The organism is Nocardia sp. No.11, from assembly GCF_038752175.1.
GTDB classification, from domain to species: Bacteria; Actinomycetota; Actinomycetes; order Mycobacteriales; family Mycobacteriaceae; genus Nocardia; species Nocardia canadensis.
On the sequence record NZ_JBCGFB010000120.1, the window covers coordinates 1 to 18,556 of the forward strand.

Sequence of the window (18,556 nt, forward strand, 5' to 3'; positions counted from 1 at the left end):
CGGTCCGCTTCCTGATGGCCGTCGGCGACCTGTTCATCGGCTGGCGCCTGCTGGTCAACGCCGAGGTCGCCCTGGCGGCCCTCGACGGCGGGACCGGGGAGCGGGACTTCTACGACGGCAAGGTGGCCGTGGCCGCGTTCTTCGCGCGCGAGGTCCTGCCCCGGTTGACCGCCGATCGCGCGGTCATCGCGGGGCTGACCGACGACGCCATGGCCGTCGCCGAAGCCGCGTTCTGACCCGAGTCGGCCCGCGGCGAGACCTCGCGTCTCGCCGCGGCGCCGACCCCGCGGCGGGTTTCTCCGGAACCGCCGACCGATCGTCGGTAGCTTGGTGCCGACAGCACAGGGGCTACCGGCCGAGGCGGGCGCCCCGGAGAGGACGACCGTGCGCTCGACCTTGATCTCCCGCCGGGATCTGGACTTCCTGCTCTACGAATGGCTGCGCGTGGAGGACCTGACCAGGGCAGCGCGGTTCGCCGAACATTCCAAGCAGACCTTCGACGGTTTCCTGGAGCTGTGCGAGGACATCGCGACGCGCTACTTCGCCCCGCACAACAAGCGCAACGACAGCCACGAACCCACCTTCGACGGCACGACCGTCACCATGATCCCCGAGGTGGGCGTCGCGGTCGAGGCGTTCACCAAGGCCGATCTCATCGGCGCGAGCATGGACGAGGCCCTGGGCGGGCTGCAACTGCCCGCGACCGTGCAGGCCGCGGGCATGAGCTGGTTCCAGGCCGCCAATGTCGGCACCACCGCCTACGTGTTCCTGACCATCGGCAACGCGAATCTGATCGCGGCGCACGGCAGCGCCGAGCAGATCGACCGGTTCGTCCGCCCGATGATCGAGGGAACGGCCACCGGCACCATGTGCCTGTCCGAGCCGCAGGCGGGCAGTTCGCTGGCCGACATCGTCACCCGCGCCGAACCGCGGGACGACGGCACCTACCGACTGTTCGGGTCGAAGATGTGGATCTCCGGCGGCGATCACGAACTGACCGAGAACATCGTGCACCTGGTGCTGGCGAAGATCCCCGGCGGGCCCGCGGGCACCAAGGGCATCTCGCTGTTCATCGTGCCGAAGTTCCTCGTCGACGAGGACGGCTCGCGCGGCGAGCGCAACGACGTCGTGCTGGCCGGGCTCAACCACAAGATGGGCTACCGGGGCACCACCAACACCGCGCTCAACTTCGGCGAAGGCCGCCACACCCCCGGCGGAGCGCCCGGCGCCGTCGGCTACCTCGTCGGCGAACCGCACCGCGGCCTGTCCTACATGTTCACGATGATGAACGAGGCCCGCCTCGGCGTCGGTCTGGGCGCCACCGCGCTCGGCTACACCGGCTACCTCAAGTCCGTCGGGTACGCGCGCACCCGCCACCAGGGTCGCGCCCTCACCAGCAGGGACCCGGCCAGCACGCAGATCCCGATCATCGAACACCCCGACGTGAAGCGAATGCTGTTGGCGCAGAAGGCCTACAGCGAGGGCGCGCTGGCGCTGCTGCTGTACTGCAACCGGCTAGTCGACCTGGAGCGCACCACCACCGACCCCGATGCCGCCCGCGCGCACACCCGGCTGCTGGAAATCCTCACCGGGGTGGCCAAGAGCTGGCCCTCGCAGTGGTGCCTGGAAGCCAACAATCTGGCGATCCAGGTCCACGGCGGCTACGGCTACACCCGCGAGTACGACGTCGAACAGCACTACCGCGACAACCGGCTCAACCCCATCCACGAGGGTACCCACGGCATCCAGGGCCTGGACCTGCTCGGCCGCAAGGTGATCCAGCACGACGGCGCCGCCCTGCTGCTGCTCAGCGAACACATCGCGGCGACCGTGACCGCGGCCCGCGAAGCGGGCGGACAGCCCGCCGAGCACGCCGAACGACTCGACGCCGCGTGGCAGCGACTGCTCGCCGTCACCGCGGCCATGTTCGCCGCGGGCGACCCGGCGGCGGCCATGGCCAACGCCGCCGTCTACCTGGAGGCGTTCGGCCACCTCGTGGTCGCCTGGATCTGGCTCGAGCAAGAGCTGGCGACCGTCGGCAAGGACGGCGACTTCTACAACGGCAAGCGCGCGGCGGCCCGCTACTACTTCCGCTACGAACTGCCCAAGACCGCACCGCAATTGGATCTGCTCGCCGCGTTGGACCGCACCACCCTGGAGACCGACGACACCTGGTTCTGACCGCAGGTCACCCACGTAGGCGCAGGACCGCGAGGACCCGGCGGTGGTGGGTGTCGGAGGGCGGCAGGTCGAGTTTGGTGAAGATGTTGCCGATGTGCTTCTCGACCGCGCGTTCGGTGACGGTGAGGGCGGCGGCGATCGCGTTGTTGGTCAGGCCCTGGGCCATCAGTTCCAGGACCTCGCGCTCGCGCGGCGTGAGGCGGGTCAGGGCGTCCTGCTGCCGGGACGCGCCCATCAGCTGCTTGACCACCTCCGGGTCGAGGGCGGTGCCGCCGGTCGCGACCCGATGCAACGCGTCGACGAAATCGGCGACATCGGCGACCCGGTCCTTGAGCAGGTAGCCGACACCGCCCGCACCCGCGGCGAGAAGTTCGGTGGCGTAGCGGGTTTCGATCCACTGCGAGAAGACCAGTACACCGGTGCCCGGGTACGCCCGGCGCAGCTCGATCGCGGCCAGCAGGCCCTCGTCGGTGAACGTGGGTGGCATCCGCACGTCCACCACCGCGACGTCGGGCCGCTGGGCGCCGACCACCTCACTCAGGGAGGTGGCGTCGCCGACCATCGCGACCACGTCGTGGCCGCGCTCGGTCAGCAGCCCGGCCAGGCCGTCGCGCAGGATGGCGCTGTCCTCGGCGATCACCACCCGCAAGGGTCCGGGCGCGCTCACCGGGGACCCGCCATCGGCAACACCATGGTGACCACCGTAGGCCCACCGGCCGGACTGTCGACGCTCAGTGTGCCGTCGACAGCATGGGCGCGGGCGGCGAGACCGGCCAGCCCGCTGCCGCCCGCAGCGTCGACACCGGACGCGAGCGCGCCGCCGATTCCGTTGTCACGCACGGTGATCGCCAAGGCGCGCAGACTGTCGGGCAACACCGTGACGGTGGCCGCCGTCGCCCGCGCGTGTTTGACGACATTGGTGAGCAGTTCGGCGACCGAGAAGTAGGCGATCGCCTCGATCGCGGGGCTCGGTCGGCGCGGCAGCTGCACGCGCAGTTCCACCGGCACCGCGCACCGGGCCGTGAGTGTCTCCAGGGCGGGGCCGAGGCCGAGTTCGAGCGCGGGCGGGTGGATGCCACGGACCAGTTCCCGCAGCTCGGTCAGCGCTTCCTTGGCGCCGGCACGCGCCTCGGCGATGAGGTCGCCGGGATCGCCGCCGGTGGCCAGGCGTTCCTCGGCCCGGCCGAGCGCCATCGCGATGGTGACCAGCCGCGCCTGGGTGCCGTCGTGCAGGTCGCGCTCGACCCGGCGCAGTGTCGCGGCGGCATCGTCGACCGCGGCCCGTCGGCTGGCGCGCAGCTCGGCCAGCTGCCGGTCCCGCGGTGTCGCCGCCAGCAGGTGGGTGATCAGCATCCCGTGCACCCAGCAGACGCCGCGGATCAGCCACGGCAGCGTGAAACACAGGGCGACGCCGATACCGGCCATGGCCAGTGACCGGGGCCAGGTGTCGATATAGAACGAACCGAACTGCGCGAGGCTGTGTCGCTCCACGCCGCTCTCGTCCACCTGGACCGGGTCGAACAGGACCCAGGGAATCGGCGAGATCGCCGTGAAGACGACCATCGCGGTCACGACGAGCACGACGTAGCCGACCACGACGCCCAGCACCGCCTGGGCGAGCAGGAACAGCGTCGCGCGCCAGCTCACCCGATCGGTGAACGCGCTCCTGAGGAATCCGAGCAGGCCCGGTGCGCGGACGAAATCCGGGGGCGCCTCGACCCGGACGCCGAGCAGTCCTCGCCCGAGCGAGCGGTAGATCCGCCCCCACACCCGGCCACCGAGCAGGATCAGTGCCAACAGCGGGATGCCGACGAGCAGGATCGACGCGTACAGCCCGCCACCGAACCCGAAGAACAGATAGCACACGACCACGCAGCCGAGCACGAACGACAAGACGAGGTAGCCGAACTCCTTCCAGGTCCGCGGCTGGAAGGGTGCCCGTGCCACGGTGGCGAGGACGCCGCGACGGTGGGCCGGGTCCGCGGGTGGTCCGGGATCGATCACCTCGGTCTGCGCACCGGGACCAGGGATGATCAGGGTCGGCTCGGCTGGAGTGTGGGTCATGACTCCCATGGTTGTCGTGGCGGACCGGGATCTCGATGGAGCTGCCCACCGGTTTGCCGGTGTAGCCAGCCACACCCTTTCTACCTTGGGCCGCCCGCCACGAACCACCCGCGGAAGTGTCGGCGGCGCGCCTGTTCACGAGTCGGCCCGCACGAACGATGATCACCGCATGAGCACCCTGTGGTTCGTCGTCGTTCTGGTCGCCGGGATTCTCGCGGCACTCGCGATCGTCTCGATCCCGATCATCGTCTGGTTGCGGCGGCGCGGCACGCGCGTCACCGAGGAGCTGACCCGCGACCTGCGCCACGACGTGCTCGTGCGCGGACCGGAGCAGGCCCTCTATCGGGGCGCGTCCGCGCCGGGGTTCCCGGCGGCGAAAGGCAACGGCGTCGTCGCGCTCACCGCCACCGAGCTGCATTTCAGGCCGTACCTCGGGTCGTCGTTCGCCGTGCCGGTGGCCGAGATCGTGTCCGCGCACGAAGCGAAGGTCTTCCGGGGAGCGGTGACCGGCGGCCGCACCCACCTGGTCGTCGACACCAGGGCGGGCGAAGTCGGCTTCTTCGTCGCGGACAACGCCGCCTGGCTCCACGCGATCGAGCAGGTCACCGGGCGATAGCTCCCGCGCCGCCCCGGAGCCCGCACACCGATATGGCATCATGAACTAGAACGCGTTCTAGAATGTCGAGGAGGTCTTCGTGGGATCCGCGCGATCAGTACGGACGGGACCGTTCGTCGTGCCCGCCGTCGACGAGATTCCCGGTGGACGGATGCTCGACCTCCCTGGGCGTGGCCGGACCTACGTCGTGGACATCCCGGGACCGGCCGGCGCACCGGTCCTGATCCTGCTGCACGGCACCGCCTGCACAGCCGTCCTGAACTGGTTTCCGGCGCTGGCGACGCTCAGCGCGCGATATCGCGTGGTGCTGTTCGATCAACGCTGGCACGGACGCGGGATCCAAGCGGCACGGTTCCGCCTCGACGACTGCGCCGACGACGTGGTCGCGGTCGCCGACGCGCTGGGCCTGGATCGCTTTGTCTGCGTGGGCTATTCGCTCGGCGGCATCGTCTCGTTGCTCACCGCCCACCGGCATCCGGACCGGGTCGCGGGGCTGGTGCCCTGCGCGACGCCGTATCGCTTCCAGGAGAAGTGGCGCGAGCGGGCGTTCCATCGCGGTTTCGCCACCGTCGCCGAATCGCTGGGCGACTATCCGTACCGGCGGGCTCGGCGGCTGACACGCGCCCTGCCGGAACTGCCGCCCGCCCTGGTGCCGGGACGTCTGCGGCAGTGGGCGGTGGGCGAATTCCGCAGTACGAGCGGATGGGCCCTGGCGCCGGTCTTGGCCGAGATCGGGACGTTCGACGCCACCGCGTGGCTGTCGGAGCTGCGGGTGCCGACCGCGGTGGTCATCACCACCAAGGACCGGGCGATCCCGGTGTACCGGCAGATCGAACTCGCGGCCGCGATTCCCGGATCGAGTGTGCATCCGGTCGCGGCGGGTCATGCGGCGTGCGCTGTCGCGCCGGACCGGTTCGTGCCGGCGCTGGCCGACGCGTGCCGGGCGGTCACCGCGCGGCGGTAGTCGACAACCCTGTTCGACGCCGGTGGCGAACAGGGCGGACATTCGGAGGGGGCGATCAGCCCCGCGCGCGGGCCGCGGCCAGCAGTTCGTCGATCACGGCGGGCACCGCTTCGGCCAGCGCGTCGACATCGGGAACCAGGTCACGGCAGGCGATGAAGCCGAAATCGAGATCCCCGCAGTTCGACAGCACCGTGACAGTGAGCCCGGCGCCGTGGAAGACCGGGCCGAACGGGTACATGCCGTCGACCCGCACACCGAGGAAGTACAGCGGCATCGGCGGACCGGGCACGTTCGAGACCACCAGGTTGTGCACCACCGGGTGCCGCTCGGCCAGCTTCAGCGACGAGTAGACGCGCGAGGCCAGGCGGAAGGTGTTGGGCGGGGCGTACTTCGACCAGTCCTGGAGGAAGTCGGCGCCGATCAGGTCGTGCTCGGCCTTGGCGTCACGGTTGGCCACGGCCAGCGATTCCAGTCGCTCGACCGGATCGGCGATATCGGTGCCCAGACGGCAGAACAGGGTCGAGACCTTGTTGATCCCCTCGGTGTGCCGGGTGGACTCGTGCACCGACACCGGCACCGAGGCGACCAGGGAGCGATCGGGCAGCTCGCCGTGCTCGGCCAGGTAGCGGCGCAGCACGCCACCGACCACGGTGAGCACGACATCGTTCACCTTCACCCCGAACGCGGCCTTGATCTCCTTGATCGCGCCCAGGTCGGTCTTGGTGAACGAGACCGCTCGCGTCCCGGTGACGGCCTGGTTGAACGGCGTGCGCGGCGCGGAGAACGGCAGCGCCATCCCCGCTTCGTTGTTCCGCCGCCGCTGCGCGAAGCCCGCGACCATGCCGAGGGTCTTGGGAACCATGCCGAGCATCCCGGCCCTGGCGGGAAACCGGACCGCGGCACGCGCGATGAGTTCGAGGTCGCCGGGCACCGGTTCCGGTCGCCACGGTTCGGGTTCCGGGCGGCTCAGTCCCGGCTCCAGATCGCACAGGTGCATCATCATGTTCGTGCCGGTGATGCCGTCGACGGCCGAATGATGGTACTTGCACACGACCGCCACCTTGCCGTCGTCGAGCCCCTCGACGACCGACATCTCCCACAGCGGCCGGTTCTGATCCATCGGCCGGCTCGCGATCTCCCCGATCAGCGCGGCCAGACCGGCGTGCCCGCCCGGCTCCGGCAGGTCGACGCGCCGGATGTGGTTGTCGATGTCGAAGTCGGCGTCGTCGACCCACAGCGGGTGGTCGAGGTTGAACGGCACCGGGTGGACCCGGCGGCGCATGTGCGGGATGAGCGGCAATCGCCTGCGGAGTTCGTCGCGGAGGTGGTCGAACGAGTACGGCCCGTCGGCCGGGTCGAGAATCAGCAGGGCGCAAACGTGTAGATGCTGGGTATCGGTCTCCAGATAGAGGAAACTGGCATCCAATCCAGTGAGTCGTTCCATAGCCGAAGCCTACTAGAACACGTTCTACTTTTTCCGCCGCTCGAGGCCGAAATAGACGACGCTCACAGCCCAGGCGGCCACGGGACGCAAGCCGGGTAGTCGACAGGGCGCCGGTGGCAAGCGATTGGCGAGTACGTGATTCATGACTACCTCCTGCCAGTGTGCTCGCCGACATCAGTCGCATTCCGCAAATGTGAAATACCCAAACTTTGCCGTCTGTCGCCCCCCCGTCGACCAGTGAGAACATGCGGAAACCCGGTCTGTCTCCCGCCGGCCGCGCCGGCGCAATACAGTGAGCGCATGCGTGGACGATCCCGAATCCTGCTGCGGTCGGCGGCGACAGTCGCGGCGGCACTGGCGTCGACCGCTGTCCCTGCCGCGGCCGCCGAGCCGTCCGCAGGCCCGACCGGCTGCGCGCAGGTCCGGGTCGTCACCGTTCGTGGCACCCTCGAACCGCAGATCGGCAGCCTGCTCCTCACACCGCTGGGCAGCCGGATCGCCCTGGAGTCCGGCCGCAGCACCACGGTGACCGAACTCGAATACCCGGCCTCGATGGCTCCCGACAGCGCCGTGCGCGGCGTCGAGAACCTGACCGCGCTGCTCAACGCGACCGCCGCCGCCTGCCCGGACCAGCAACTCGTACTGCTCGGCTACTCCCAGGGCGCCCGGGTCATCGGCAACACTCTCAACGCGCGCACCGCGGTGACCGACCAGGCGGCCGCGCGCATCGACGCCATCGCCCTGTTCGGCAACCCACTGTTCAACGGCGGCGAGCCCTACAATCGCGGCAGCTTCGACCCCGCCCTGTCCGGCACCGGCCCCCTTCCCTCGGGTGCACTCGCCGAATTCGCCGACCGGCTGCGCGACTATTGCAACGCGGGCGACCGGGTCTGCCAGGGCGGCAACCCGGCCGCCGGCTTCGGAAACGCCCTGAGCTATGGGCATTTCGCGTACTTCGTCAACGACAACCGCGACCAGGCCGCGGCCTTCGTGCACGACCGGCTCGGCGCGTAGCCTCAGGGGCGATCGACGTCGGCCAGAATGGTCTCGGGCTTGAAGATCACCTTGTAGCGATACCGGCTGACCTCCGCGGACTCGAGCTGTTCGACGAAGTAGCTCACGTTGTCCGAGAGCCCGAGGAAGTGCTTCTTGTACTCGTCGTCACCGGTCTTGCAGGTGACCTCGAGCTGGTTGTTCTCGTCCTTGATCGAGCACTTGCCCTCGATCGACAGCAGGTACTTGTCGGTGATCCCGTTGAAGAACACCACCCGGCGGTCGATCTTGAACTGGTCCGATTCCTTGGACAGGTTCTTCGACACCACATCGGCGTCGCTCGAACACCCGGTCGCGACGACCGCACCCACCGTGAGCGCCAGCACAGCGGTGATGAGTTTCGGCTGCATTTCCTACCCCCTGTATCCCGAGAAGCCCGGACGACGATCCCACGCTCCTTGTTCTCGAAGATAGACGACCGCAACACTTTTCGGCCCCGCTCCGCAGTCGATCGATTCAGCTGATCGCGGACAGGGAAGCGGATGCGCCGAGGTGATCGGCCCGGCCTACCCGGACAGCTACGATGACGACCGGGGTCGGCGACCCGAGGGATGGCCCAGCACTCGTCTAGGAGGCGCTCATGCGTGCGACGGTGGTCAGCAAAGGTGAGTTTCGCGTCGAGGAGCTGCCGACGCCGGAACCCGGACCGGGCCAGATACTCGTCTCGGTGACTCGCTGCGGCATCTGCGGCTCGGACCTGCACGCCCGGGTGCACTGCGACGAGCTCGCCGACCTGGCCGCCGCCACCGGCTACGGCAACTTCATGCGGTCGGACCAGCGGATCGTGCTCGGGCACGAGTTCACCGGCGAGATCGCCGACTACGGGCCGCGCACGCACCGTCGCTGGAAACCGGGCACACCCGTCGTCGCGATGCCGATTCTGCGCAGAGACCGCGAGCCGGAACTCACCGGACTGTCCGCCCACGCGCCCGGCGGGTACGCCGAACAGGTGCTCACGCAGGAATCGGTGACCTTCGAGGTCCCCAACGGGCTCTCCCCCGACCTCGCCGCACTCACCGAGCCGATGGCGGTGGGCTGGCATGCCGTCCGCAAGAGCCGGATCACCCAGGGCCAGACCGCGTTCGTCATCGGGTGCGGGCCGATCGGACTGGCCGTCGTCACCATGCTGAAGGCCGCGGGCGTGCGCACCGTGGTCGCGAGCGACTTCTCGCCGCGCCGCCGGGATCTGGCCCGCGCCTGCGGCGCCGACGTCGTGGTCGACCCGGCCACCGAATCCGCCTGGGAGGCCGCGCCGAAGCCGCCGCGCATCGCCGGTGCCGCGGACATGCTGAACCTGGCCTTCGACGTCATGGAACGCGTGCGCCGCGTCCCGAAGGTCCCGTGGTGGTACCTGTTCCGTGCGGCACACACCCTCGATCGCGGCCCGGCCGGTCCCGTGGTCTTCGAATGCGTCGGGGTGCCCGGCATCATCGACCAGATCCTGACCGCCGCGCCGCCGTCGACCCGCGTCGTGGTCGTGGGAGTGTGCATGCAGCAGGACACCTTCCATCCCGCCAACGCCATCAACAAGGAGATCGAGCTGCGCTTCGTCCTGGGCTACGACCCCGGCGAATTCCGCGACACCCTGCACATGATCGCCGACGGCACCGTCGACCCCCGCCCGCTGATCACCGGCACGGTCGGGCTCGACGGCATCGACGCGGCCTTCGCGGCACTGGGCTCCCCCGAGCACCACGCCAAGATCCTGATCGATCCGCGCAGCGACAAAATTGCGCCCTGAGGCCGGGGCAAGGGTGTCTCTCGTGCGCCACGACGACTGAAACGCAAATAGTTCAAAAGTTCTGCTAAGCAACGGGTTTCGTTGATACCGTCGCGCGACCGGGCCGACATGTCCGGTGCAGCTCGCGAACCGTCCAGGCGGACGATCGTGAGATGCGTTCTCCCGCTTGATGAATCGAGACCGCCATGTCCTCCACCCTGCGCCTGCGCCGCGCGCTCGCCGCGATCGTCCTGGCCGCGCCGATGGCCGCCGCGCTCACCGCCACCGCGCCCGCCCACGCGAGCACCACCACCTGGACAGTCGTCAACCCCAACGGCAACGGCGCGTTCTCGGCGGTATCGGGTCAGCTGACCGTGAAGAACAAGAGCGGCGCGACGGTCTTCACCTGTCCGAGCCTGTCCTCGACCGGCTCGCTGCCCGCCGGCACCCGGACCACCTCCGGGCTGGGCGCCATCAAGAGCACGAATCCGGTCACCTGCACAAGTCCGGACGGGACGTCGTGGCAGGGCATGTTCACCGCGGCCGCGGGGCCGTCCAACTTGACGGCCACCTCCTACTCCGCGGCCACCGGCACCACCTCGATCACCAATGGCGACCAGTTCAACTCGATCAACCTGGTCTTCCGGACCGCCGTCGGCTACTCGTGCGCATTCTGGACCCATCACACCGCGATGACCTACACCAACGCCACGTCCACCCTGAAAGCCACCACCGCCGTCGTCAAGCTGGCCACCGACGACGGCGGCGCCACGCTCTGCCAGGGACTGTTCACCCAGGGGGAGACGATCACCTTCGCCACCGAGTACAAGCTCACCCCGGCGATCAAGATCACCGCCACCGTCAGCTGACCCGCGGTCCGCGCAGCCGGGCGGCCGACGGGCTACCGACCAGGATCGCCCGACGGTGACGCATCGCCGTCACCGCCCGGCTTCGTCTCGCCCGCGCCGATTCTGCGCGGGCGCATCGCCGGCCGAGGGCCGCCGGCAGAGGCATCCGTGCCGGTGCGTTTCCGACGCGAGGCGCCGAGGTCGATGACGTTGCGTTCGTGCTCGGCGGTGCCACCCGCCGGTGCCGCGGGCCGACCCGCGGCGTCGACCGGCCAGGCCCCGGTCTCGCCCTGCAATTCCGCGCGAGTCACCGGGCGGGTGGGCGCCGGGTCGTACACGGTCTCCGGATACCAGGTGCGACGCCGGGAGTCGCCGCTATCCTCGCGACCTCGCCGCGGCCGCCTGGGCAGCCGGACGACGTTCGACGCCCCGCCCTCGGCGGCGCTCGAACCACCGTCGGCGGCCTTCGTCTCTTCCCACTTCCGACGCAGCTGCTCCACCGCGTCGAAACGGCTTCCACCAGGCCCCGACCCGGCTTCCTGGTCCGACATCGAACTAACCGCGAACAGGCGTCGCGACACCCATCGATCCCACAGCGGCCACTCCGAACTTCCTCTCAGGTCTATCCTTCACCTTCACATTCTGCATCAACGCGCCCATGACTCGTCTTCGACCCGTCCGCACCGGGGCTCGGATCACGCGGAAACGGTCGGCCGCCGGTCGGCTAGGTCCGGGTCTTCGGTGTCGTCGGCGGCGTCCTGGCCTCGCTGCGGTACTGGTCCCACCACGAGGCGCTCTCGCTCGGCGCAGCGTTCGGATCCTTCGGCGGCGACGACGGGCTGGGGATGCCGAGGGCCCGCAGCCGCCAGTCGTCCTCCCGGATGGCGGCCACGATGCGCACGGGGACGACGGCGGTGAGCAGCAGGTAGTTACCCACACAGATCATCAGGCAGACCGGCGGAATGGCGACCACCGTCGCGATCCCGAAGGTCCCCAGCTCGATCGGCCCACGGGAGATGGCCACGACGTTTCCGCAGATGCTCGCCAGCACGGCGGCGACGAGCAGCAGCTCATAGACCCGGACCAGACCCGTGGCCTTCTCGTCGCGAATCCCCACGAGCGTGATGAAGGTGCAGGCGACCAGCGCGACGGTGAGACCGGCGACCACCGGCCACAGCCAGGTGAGGTCTTCGGGTATGCCCGCCACCTGGGCGAGCGTGGAGGTGAAGGTGAACGACGCGATCGCCGCGGCGACGACAAGTACTAGCCCTAGGCCCACAAGCAGCTTCGGCACGGTGAACGGAACAGGTCGAGGGAAAGGGTCCGTGTGGTCCATCAGGCTCCATCCTACGGGCTACGGCCACCAAACATGCAGGCCCTCAACAGAGTACGGCCACACACGCACTAGACGCCGTACGGTCACGAGCCCGAGGCGGCCGGGACCCGCCGGTGACCCGAAGACCGGTCCCCCGGCACGGACAAGGGAGCATGCTGGGGCATGTCGCACGACCTCACGCCCGACGCAACGCCGACCCCGCGAGCTTTCGATCATCCGGACTCCGCTCACCTGCTACGCGACTACGCCGTCGAGCGACGCGCGATAGTGGGCTTCGGCACGTGCTCGCACACCTCGAATCCTTTGCCGACACCCAGGGCATCCGACGGATCCTGCTGGAAACAGGCTCCTACAACCGAGCAGCCACCCAGCTCTACCCGTCCGCCGGATACGACCCGATCCCGCACTCTGTGCCGGGCAGACCCGACTTCAACAGGGCCTACGCGAAGATTCTGAGCGAGCCCGCGGTTGGGGACCCGGGTACGTGGCGCTCAGCGTGAGCTGACGCAGACGACGTAGCGGCGCTCGTCGTAGACGACGCCGCGGTCGCCCGCCGTGCAGACGTTCACGTCCGTGGTGTCGTGGCGGATCTCGAGGACGCGGACCCGGCCGGGAACGGCGGCAGCGCATTCCACGTGCCGGACCGCGTCGCCGGACAGGTCCAGGCAGCCGCCGACCGTCCAGTCGATGTCCAGGCACAGAGTCTCCTGGACGCCACCGGGGAGCGTGCGCGCCTGGGAGCGGTCGACGTCGCCCGGGCAGTGACCGCCCGCCGACGCCAATTGCGTCACTTTGTAGTGAGAATTCGCGCTTCCGCACGCGGCCTGCTGAATATCGGATGCGCCCACATCCACGCAATCGCCGACACTCAGATCCACCCGGGGAATCCGGGACGCGGATTTACTCAATGTGGACGCCACACCGCCGGATAGCTCGAGAATAGTACCCAGCGGCTGAGTTGCCGAAACCTCGGACAGCGAAGCAGTTGCGGGAGAATCATTCTCGGGCGGTCCGGACAGCCGCGCACCGAACCCCGCGATGACGGAAAGCGCGCCGTAGAAGGCCCCAGCCAGGGCGAACACCGCCACTACCGACACACCGGCCACGGCAATGCTCTTTCGACGCGCCATCTGTGTTGTTCCTACTCATCCGCTGGGCGCCCCGACCGACACCCCACTCGCCTGACAGTTCTTACACGGCCGGACACGAACGTGTCGAATTGTGAATCTGCGCAGTTTTACAGCAGAAAGCTGGTCCAGCGCCCAATTCGGGACGGATAACTCTCCGCCGGAAAAGGGTGCTAGGGTCTGCCCGATCTCACTGGCGGACACCACGGTTCGTGCCCTCGCGCACGCCGGTCGGCCGCGCAGTCTTCGTCATGCGTAAAGGAAATCCCTGATGAAACTCGGTCACTTCCCCGCTACCGCGCTCCTGGTCGGCGCCGCCGTCTGGATCTCCTCCGGAGCCGTCGCCGCGCAACCGACGGCACCGGCGCCCCAGGCCACCGCGTCCGGGGTCGAGCAGTCCGTGCGCTACGAAGCGACCCTCACCGAGTTCTCCCGGGTGCTGACCACCACCGTCTCCGGCGGCACCTTCACCACCACCGACGACAACACCGCGGTCACCCTCACCTCCGACGCGGGCGAGGTCGTCGCCCGCATTCCGCTCACCTACCAGATCTCCGGTGCGACAATGCGAGTCGCGCAGACGATCTCCGACGGCGGTCGCCACCTCGTGCTCGCCCCGCAGGCGAACGCCACCGAGATCGGCGAGATGCAGACCATCAGCCCCATGTCCCAGCTGACGAACGAGATCAACCGCAACGTGGTCGGCGTGGTCGTCGGCGGCCTCCTGGGCGGCCTCATCGGCACGGTGCTCGGCTTCGGTTTCCTCAGCATCATCACCGGCCCCGTCGGCCTGGTCCTCGGCGCGATCGCCGGCGGCTACGCCCTGGGCGGCCAGCCCTTCCTCGACGCCGTCACCGCCGTCGTCAGCGGCCGGCCCTGATCCGCCTCCTCGCCGACGATCGACACCGCCACCGCGCAACGCGCCGCGCCCGCGTCGCTGCCATCGCGGCGGCGCGACGCGGGCCATAGTGGTCGTATGGCTAACCAGACCACGGTCGCTGCCGCGTTCGAGCCTCTGCTGCGAGCCAGCTTGGGACCGCGCCCCGCGATCGGGTTCGAATTCTGGGACGGCAGCGCGATCCTGCCCGAGGGTGCGAGCCCCGGCACCATGCGCGTGCGGTCCGCGGAGGCGCTGCGTCACCTGATCTGGTCGCCCGGTGAGCTCGGGCTGGCGCGCGCCTTCGTCTCCGGCACCGTGGATCTGGACGGCGACATCTTCCGGATGCTGCGGGCGCTTCAGTCCACCGCGCCGAACGACGCCCGCCTCGGTCTCGGCGCGGCCTGGCAGGCCATCGGCGCGGCACGCCGACTCGGCGCACTCGGGCGCCGCCCGCAGCCTCCCGCGGAGGAGGCACGGCCGCGGCGCGGACCGCTGCACACCAAGCGCCGCGATGCGGCGGCGATCAGCCATCACTACGACGTCGGCAACGACTTCTACCGGCTGGTCCTCGGTCCGAGCATGACCTACTCGTGCGCGCGGTTCGTGCCGGAGGACGACGGCTCCCTCGAACACGCCCAGCGCGCCAAACACGACCTGGTCTGCCGCAAGCTGGGTTTGCCCGAGCGGTCGGGCATGCGCCTGCTCGACGTGGGCTGCGGCTGGGGATCCATGGCCATGCACGCGGCCTCGACCTACGGGGCACAGGTCGTCGGTGTCACGATCAGCAGTGCTCAGGTCGAGCTGGCGCGGCGGCGAGTCGCCGAGGCGGGATTGTCGGACCGGGTCGAGATCAGACTCGCCGACTATCGGGACCTGCGCGGCGAGACGTTCGACGCCATCTCCTCGATCGGCATGTTCGAACACGTCGGCTCCCAGCGCGCCGCCGAGTACTTCGACACCCTGCGCGCCCTGCTGCACCCCCATGGACGACTGCTCAACCACGCGATCTCCGCACCGGGCGGCTCGGTCATGCAGAAACGATCCTTCATCGGACGCTACGTGTTCCCGGATGGTGAACTCGTCGATGTGGGCGAGGTCGTCCTGGCGATGCAGCGTGCCGGCTTCGAAGTCCGTGATGTCGAGGCCTTGCGCGAGCACTACGCGCGCACCCTTCGCCAGTGGGTCGCGAATCTGGAAAACGGTTGGGAACAGGCGGTTTCCCTCGTCGGCGACGGCCGCGCCCGAATCTGGCGACTCTATATGGCCGCCTCCGCGCTGGGCTTCGAGGACGGCGGACTCGGAATCCACCAGGTACTCGGCGTCGTCCCGGAACCGACAGGAGAGGCCGACATGCCCGCGACCCGGCGCGCCTGGGGATAGATCGCGGGACGGCCCACCGCGGGCGATACCCCGCCGGGGTGGCCGAGATCGTCCTGAATATCGGCCACGATCTGCGGTAGGTGAATCCGGAACAGATCGTCCTCCCCCGGGTTCTTGATGTTCGTCGAAACCCCCGACCCGATCCGGGCCCGACTCCCCACACGGCGCGGCACACTCCGGCCGGGCCACCTCCACCGTTGACCGGAGCGTGTCCTGCGAGTTCAGCCCACCCGAGCGCGGTCGGTGGTGGCGCGGACATCGCCAGGTACCGTTGGCCGGTGAACCCAGCTGACGCGCGCATCCTCCAAGACGGCGATCTCGAGACCCGCGAGGAGAATCTGCGACTGCTGCTCGCGCGGGCGGCCGACGGCGACGCCTCGGCCGCGCAGGCATTGCGCACGTTGGTCCGCGACTATCCCGACTATCACCGCGCGCTGTACAGCCGAGCCCTCAACCGGGCCGCGGTCTTCGGCGACGACACTCTCCGGGAGCCACTGCTGGCGGCACTGGCCGACACCCGGTACAACTGCCAGGCGTGGGCGGCGATGGGCTGCGCGGCGCTCGGATTCCGGGAGGCGGTGCCCGGCCTGATCGCGATGCTGGATCATTCCCAACAGCTGGCGCGAGAGCAAGCGGTGATCGCGCTGGGCGTACTAGGCGACGAGTTGGCCGTCCCAGCGCTCACTCCCGTGCTGGGCGACTCCATCGCGGGAATGCGCGAGCGGGCCGCCGAGGCCCTCGGCCGGATCGGCGGCGATGCCGCCCTGGCCGCGCTCTGGGACGAATTCGAGAATCGCCGGTACTACCGCATCGGCTATATCGCCAGCGCGCTGTCCACCTTCACCCCGGAGGTGATCCCACGGCTGTGCGACGCGGCAGGCAGCGACGACCCGGACCAAAGGTATTGGGCGGCAGTCGCACTCGGCTCGACCGGCGACGACCGTGCCGTGCCGACCCTGGAACGGCTGATGGCCAACGACCGTGGTTCGACCGTCTTCGACGGCATGGTGAGCGTCGCCGCGAAGAAGGGCCTGCGCACCCTGCGGCGGATCCAGGCCGCGATCGCCGCGCGCGAATCCTGACTCCGATCCAGCCGGGCACGACCCGCGGCGAGCCTGCCGGAATCGTCGGCCGCCGCCACATCGTGGAATGGAACCGGGCACACCGAGACCTAGCGCTTGAAGGCGTCTTTGATCTTGGCGCCGGACAGTTTCAGGTTTCCTCTGATTTGATCGGCCCGGCCTTCCGCCTCGAGGGTTCGGTTACCGGTGGCCCGACCGAACACCTTCTTGATCTTGCCCTTGGTCGCCTCGGCGGAATAGGCGATCTTCTTGCTGATACTCATGGCACTTCTTCCTCGGGCCTGCAGCGCCGACGAGGCGGCAACGCCTCCGAATTCATGGTCGTGACAGGCGTCGGCGACCATCGTGTCGTTACCAGTCAACGCGCCCCATCCACCGGAGTCAACGGCGTCTGTCCTGCACCGACCGGTCGAGCGCGGCGTCGGCACAGGCGCGCCCGCGCAGCCGGTCAGGTCGGCGGATGGTCGGCGGTGCCGCGCTCGTCGAGTTCGCGCTGCAGGTTCGAATTGATGCGCTGCGCCTCGGCGAGTTGGTCCTCGAGAATCACGATCCGGCACGACGCCTCCAGCGCGTTGCCCGCATCGACGAGTTCGCGGACGCGGGCGGCGATGCGCAGCTGGTAGCGCGAGTAGCGCCGGTGCCCGCCCGCCGAACGTTGTGGAGTGAGCAGCCGTGCGGCGTCGAGGCCGCGCAGGAACGCCTGGGTCACGCCGAGGATCTCCGCGGCGCGGCCCATGCTGTAGGCGGGGTAGTCATCGTCGTCGAGTTTGTCCGCCGGGCTGGTGCCGTCGGCGGGATTGATGTTCGGGTGCTGCACGAGACCTCTCGGATTCAACGCCGGAAGGCCCCGGCGCACTGAGCGCCGGGGCCGTGATTACGACTGAGGGATTGATTTCACTTGCGTACACCGGCCACCGAGGCCGGTCTGAGACACCGCATCCGACAACTCCCGGGATGCGGGACTGGTAAATGACTACTCAGTGGCCACCACCTCCAATTCGTCGGTTCTCCTGCGGTCGTGCGGGGGGTCTTGCGGTCTTCGCCCCCTCCGGCGGTCCGNACTCAGTGGCCACCACCTCCAATTCGTCGGTTCTCCTGCGGTCGTGCGGGGGGTCTTGCGGTCTTCGCCCCCTCCGGCGGTCCGGCCGACTGCACCGGATTCTTTTCTCCGCCGGAGAAGGCGGTCGAACTGTCATCCCGGGCAGTTCGCCTGCCCGGCCACCTGACTTCATCTTGCAACGACACCGACTGTATACCCAGTCATCGATAATGTCTACACCCGCCGCTACAGATTTCTTCGACCCGCAGCAGCGCTATCCGATCAGCGCCGCGGGGGCGGCGGCACGCCGTCCATGATCTCGGTCCACCAGGTGTCCAGCGGGCTGGGGTCGGGCCAGATCGCGCTCGGCTCGACCCTCGCGACGGGGTCGGTGTGCCGGTCAGTAGGCGAAGCAGGAGAAGTCGTCGTCGACACAGGGAACACTCCAGGCTTGGTCGATACGGTCGGACAGATCAGCGGTGTCGACCGCATGCTCGCCGACGCGCACTGCGGTGACATCGAGGCCCAGGTCACGGTCGGCGGTGCAGACGAAGGTCTCCTGATCGGCGCGATCGGCCTGGGTGGCTGTCGGTAAGACGGTCATCGGATCCTCCTCAGCGATCGGACGGATGGGTCTTGCGGTGGCCGGGCGGACCGGCCACCGGGAAGTCGACTTCGGGTCATCGGAAGAGTCGTTCGCGACGTTGTCGATACACATCACCTCTCTTTCGCTTCCCCTCGTCACACCGGGCGAGGTCGGGTGGCGGGAGCGAGGCCGACATCGTCGACCTCCACCCCGGCTCAGGCGTCGATGGCCTGGAG

At 69.0% G+C, this 18,556-nt stretch carries 20 protein-coding genes; 10 read left to right on the forward strand and 10 right to left on the reverse strand.

Going from position 1 to position 18,556, the window contains the following annotated elements; all coding sequences use genetic code 11:
- Positions 1 to 236: acyl-CoA dehydrogenase C-terminal domain-containing protein (locus V8688_RS26085; protein WP_342801897.1), on the forward strand; the 236-nt coding region annotated here is incomplete at its 5' end.
- A 148-nt stretch (positions 237 to 384) separates the two neighbouring features.
- Complete coding sequence (locus V8688_RS26090) at positions 385 to 2,181, forward strand: acyl-CoA dehydrogenase (RefSeq protein ID WP_342801906.1); 1,797 nt, start codon at positions 385 to 387, stop codon at positions 2,179 to 2,181.
- Between the two features lie 7 nt (positions 2,182 to 2,188).
- Here V8688_RS26090 and V8688_RS26095 read toward each other — a convergent pair whose 3' ends face one another.
- Both V8688_RS26095 and V8688_RS26100 read right to left on the reverse strand, forming a co-directional pair.
- Positions 2,189 to 2,830 carry a response regulator transcription factor gene (locus V8688_RS26095; RefSeq protein ID WP_218716102.1) on the reverse strand — a complete coding sequence of 214 codons (642 nt, stop codon included), beginning with the start codon at positions 2,828 to 2,830 and terminating at the stop codon, positions 2,189 to 2,191.
- A gap of 14 nt (positions 2,831 to 2,844) precedes the next feature.
- Positions 2,845 to 4,245 (reverse strand): sensor domain-containing protein, encoded by a 1,401-nt coding sequence (locus tag V8688_RS26100; protein ID WP_342801898.1) that lies wholly within the window; start codon positions 4,243 to 4,245, stop codon positions 2,845 to 2,847.
- A 169-nt stretch (positions 4,246 to 4,414) separates the two neighbouring features.
- Here V8688_RS26100 and V8688_RS26105 point away from each other — a divergent pair, with 169 nt between their 5' ends.
- Together V8688_RS26105 and V8688_RS26110 are read left to right on the forward strand one after the other, a co-directional pair.
- Entirely contained in the window at positions 4,415 to 4,861 is a 447-nt protein-coding gene (locus tag V8688_RS26105) for a hypothetical protein (RefSeq protein WP_342801899.1), read from the forward strand.
- A 79-nt stretch (positions 4,862 to 4,940) separates the two neighbouring features.
- Positions 4,941 to 5,825 carry an alpha/beta hydrolase gene (locus V8688_RS26110; RefSeq protein ID WP_342801900.1) on the forward strand — a complete coding sequence of 295 codons (885 nt, stop codon included), beginning with the start codon at positions 4,941 to 4,943 and terminating at the stop codon, positions 5,823 to 5,825.
- A 55-nt stretch (positions 5,826 to 5,880) separates the two neighbouring features.
- Here V8688_RS26110 and V8688_RS26115 read toward each other — a convergent pair whose 3' ends face one another.
- A complete protein-coding gene (locus V8688_RS26115; RefSeq protein WP_342801901.1) occupies positions 5,881 to 7,269 on the reverse strand; it encodes a wax ester/triacylglycerol synthase family O-acyltransferase in 1,389 nt (462 codons plus the stop codon).
- A 300-nt stretch (positions 7,270 to 7,569) separates the two neighbouring features.
- On the opposite strand from V8688_RS26115, the gene V8688_RS26120 reads away from it, so the two are divergent.
- Positions 7,570 to 8,283, forward strand: coding sequence for a cutinase family protein (locus V8688_RS26120; protein WP_342801902.1), 714 nt, complete (start codon positions 7,570 to 7,572; stop codon positions 8,281 to 8,283).
- 2 nt (positions 8,284 to 8,285) lie between these two features.
- Here the strand turns inward: V8688_RS26120 and V8688_RS26125 are convergent, their stop codons facing one another.
- Positions 8,286 to 8,672 carry a hypothetical protein gene (locus V8688_RS26125; RefSeq protein ID WP_218716092.1) on the reverse strand — a complete coding sequence of 129 codons (387 nt, stop codon included), beginning with the start codon at positions 8,670 to 8,672 and terminating at the stop codon, positions 8,286 to 8,288.
- A 230-nt stretch (positions 8,673 to 8,902) separates the two neighbouring features.
- Here V8688_RS26125 and V8688_RS26130 point away from each other — a divergent pair, with 230 nt between their 5' ends.
- Positions 8,903 to 10,063 (forward strand): zinc-binding dehydrogenase, encoded by a 1,161-nt coding sequence (locus V8688_RS26130; protein ID WP_218716091.1) that lies wholly within the window; start codon positions 8,903 to 8,905, stop codon positions 10,061 to 10,063.
- Between the two features lie 185 nt (positions 10,064 to 10,248).
- Positions 10,249 to 10,911, forward strand: coding sequence for a hypothetical protein (locus tag V8688_RS26135; protein WP_342801903.1), 663 nt, complete (start codon positions 10,249 to 10,251; stop codon positions 10,909 to 10,911).
- A gap of 32 nt (positions 10,912 to 10,943) precedes the next feature.
- Here V8688_RS26135 and V8688_RS26140 read toward each other — a convergent pair whose 3' ends face one another.
- From V8688_RS26140 to V8688_RS26150, 3 genes are all read right to left on the reverse strand, one after another.
- The gene (locus V8688_RS26140; protein WP_316574553.1) at positions 10,944 to 11,441 is read right to left on the reverse strand and encodes a hypothetical protein; all 498 of its coding nucleotides are present in this window, start codon (positions 11,439 to 11,441) and stop codon (positions 10,944 to 10,946) included.
- 173 nt (positions 11,442 to 11,614) lie between these two features.
- Complete coding sequence (locus V8688_RS26145) at positions 11,615 to 12,226, reverse strand: hypothetical protein (protein WP_342801904.1); 612 nt, start codon at positions 12,224 to 12,226, stop codon at positions 11,615 to 11,617.
- Between the two features lie 491 nt (positions 12,227 to 12,717).
- Complete coding sequence (locus V8688_RS26150; RefSeq protein WP_342801905.1) at positions 12,718 to 13,356, reverse strand: hypothetical protein; 639 nt, start codon at positions 13,354 to 13,356, stop codon at positions 12,718 to 12,720.
- A gap of 268 nt (positions 13,357 to 13,624) precedes the next feature.
- Between V8688_RS26150 and V8688_RS26155 the strand changes: the two genes are divergently transcribed.
- The 3 genes from V8688_RS26155 to V8688_RS26165 all read left to right on the forward strand — a co-directional run bounded on the left by V8688_RS26155 (position 13,625) and on the right by V8688_RS26165 (position 16,695).
- Positions 13,625 to 14,233, forward strand: coding sequence for a hypothetical protein (locus V8688_RS26155; protein WP_218716086.1), 609 nt, complete (start codon positions 13,625 to 13,627; stop codon positions 14,231 to 14,233).
- A gap of 96 nt (positions 14,234 to 14,329) precedes the next feature.
- The gene (locus V8688_RS26160; protein ID WP_218716085.1) at positions 14,330 to 15,613 is read left to right on the forward strand and encodes a cyclopropane-fatty-acyl-phospholipid synthase family protein; all 1,284 of its coding nucleotides are present in this window, start codon (positions 14,330 to 14,332) and stop codon (positions 15,611 to 15,613) included.
- 278 nt (positions 15,614 to 15,891) lie between these two features.
- Positions 15,892 to 16,695, forward strand: a complete 804-nt coding sequence (locus V8688_RS26165; protein ID WP_218716084.1) for a HEAT repeat domain-containing protein — start codon at positions 15,892 to 15,894, stop codon at positions 16,693 to 16,695.
- Between the two features lie 89 nt (positions 16,696 to 16,784).
- On the opposite strand, the gene V8688_RS26170 is transcribed toward V8688_RS26165, so the two are convergent.
- The 3 genes from V8688_RS26170 to V8688_RS26180 all read right to left on the reverse strand — a co-directional run bounded on the left by V8688_RS26170 (position 16,785) and on the right by V8688_RS26180 (position 18,338).
- Positions 16,785 to 16,958: a CsbD family protein gene (locus V8688_RS26170; protein ID WP_316575367.1), complete on the reverse strand. Its 174-nt coding sequence runs from the start codon at positions 16,956 to 16,958 to the stop codon at positions 16,785 to 16,787.
- Positions 16,959 to 17,143: 185 nt separating this feature from the next.
- Complete coding sequence (locus V8688_RS26175) at positions 17,144 to 17,512, reverse strand: MerR family transcriptional regulator (RefSeq protein WP_308248328.1); 369 nt, start codon at positions 17,510 to 17,512, stop codon at positions 17,144 to 17,146.
- A gap of 622 nt (positions 17,513 to 18,134) precedes the next feature.
- Positions 18,135 to 18,338 (reverse strand): hypothetical protein, encoded by a 204-nt coding sequence (locus tag V8688_RS26180; protein ID WP_218716083.1) that lies wholly within the window; start codon positions 18,336 to 18,338, stop codon positions 18,135 to 18,137.
- Positions 18,339 to 18,556 lie beyond the last annotated feature (218 nt).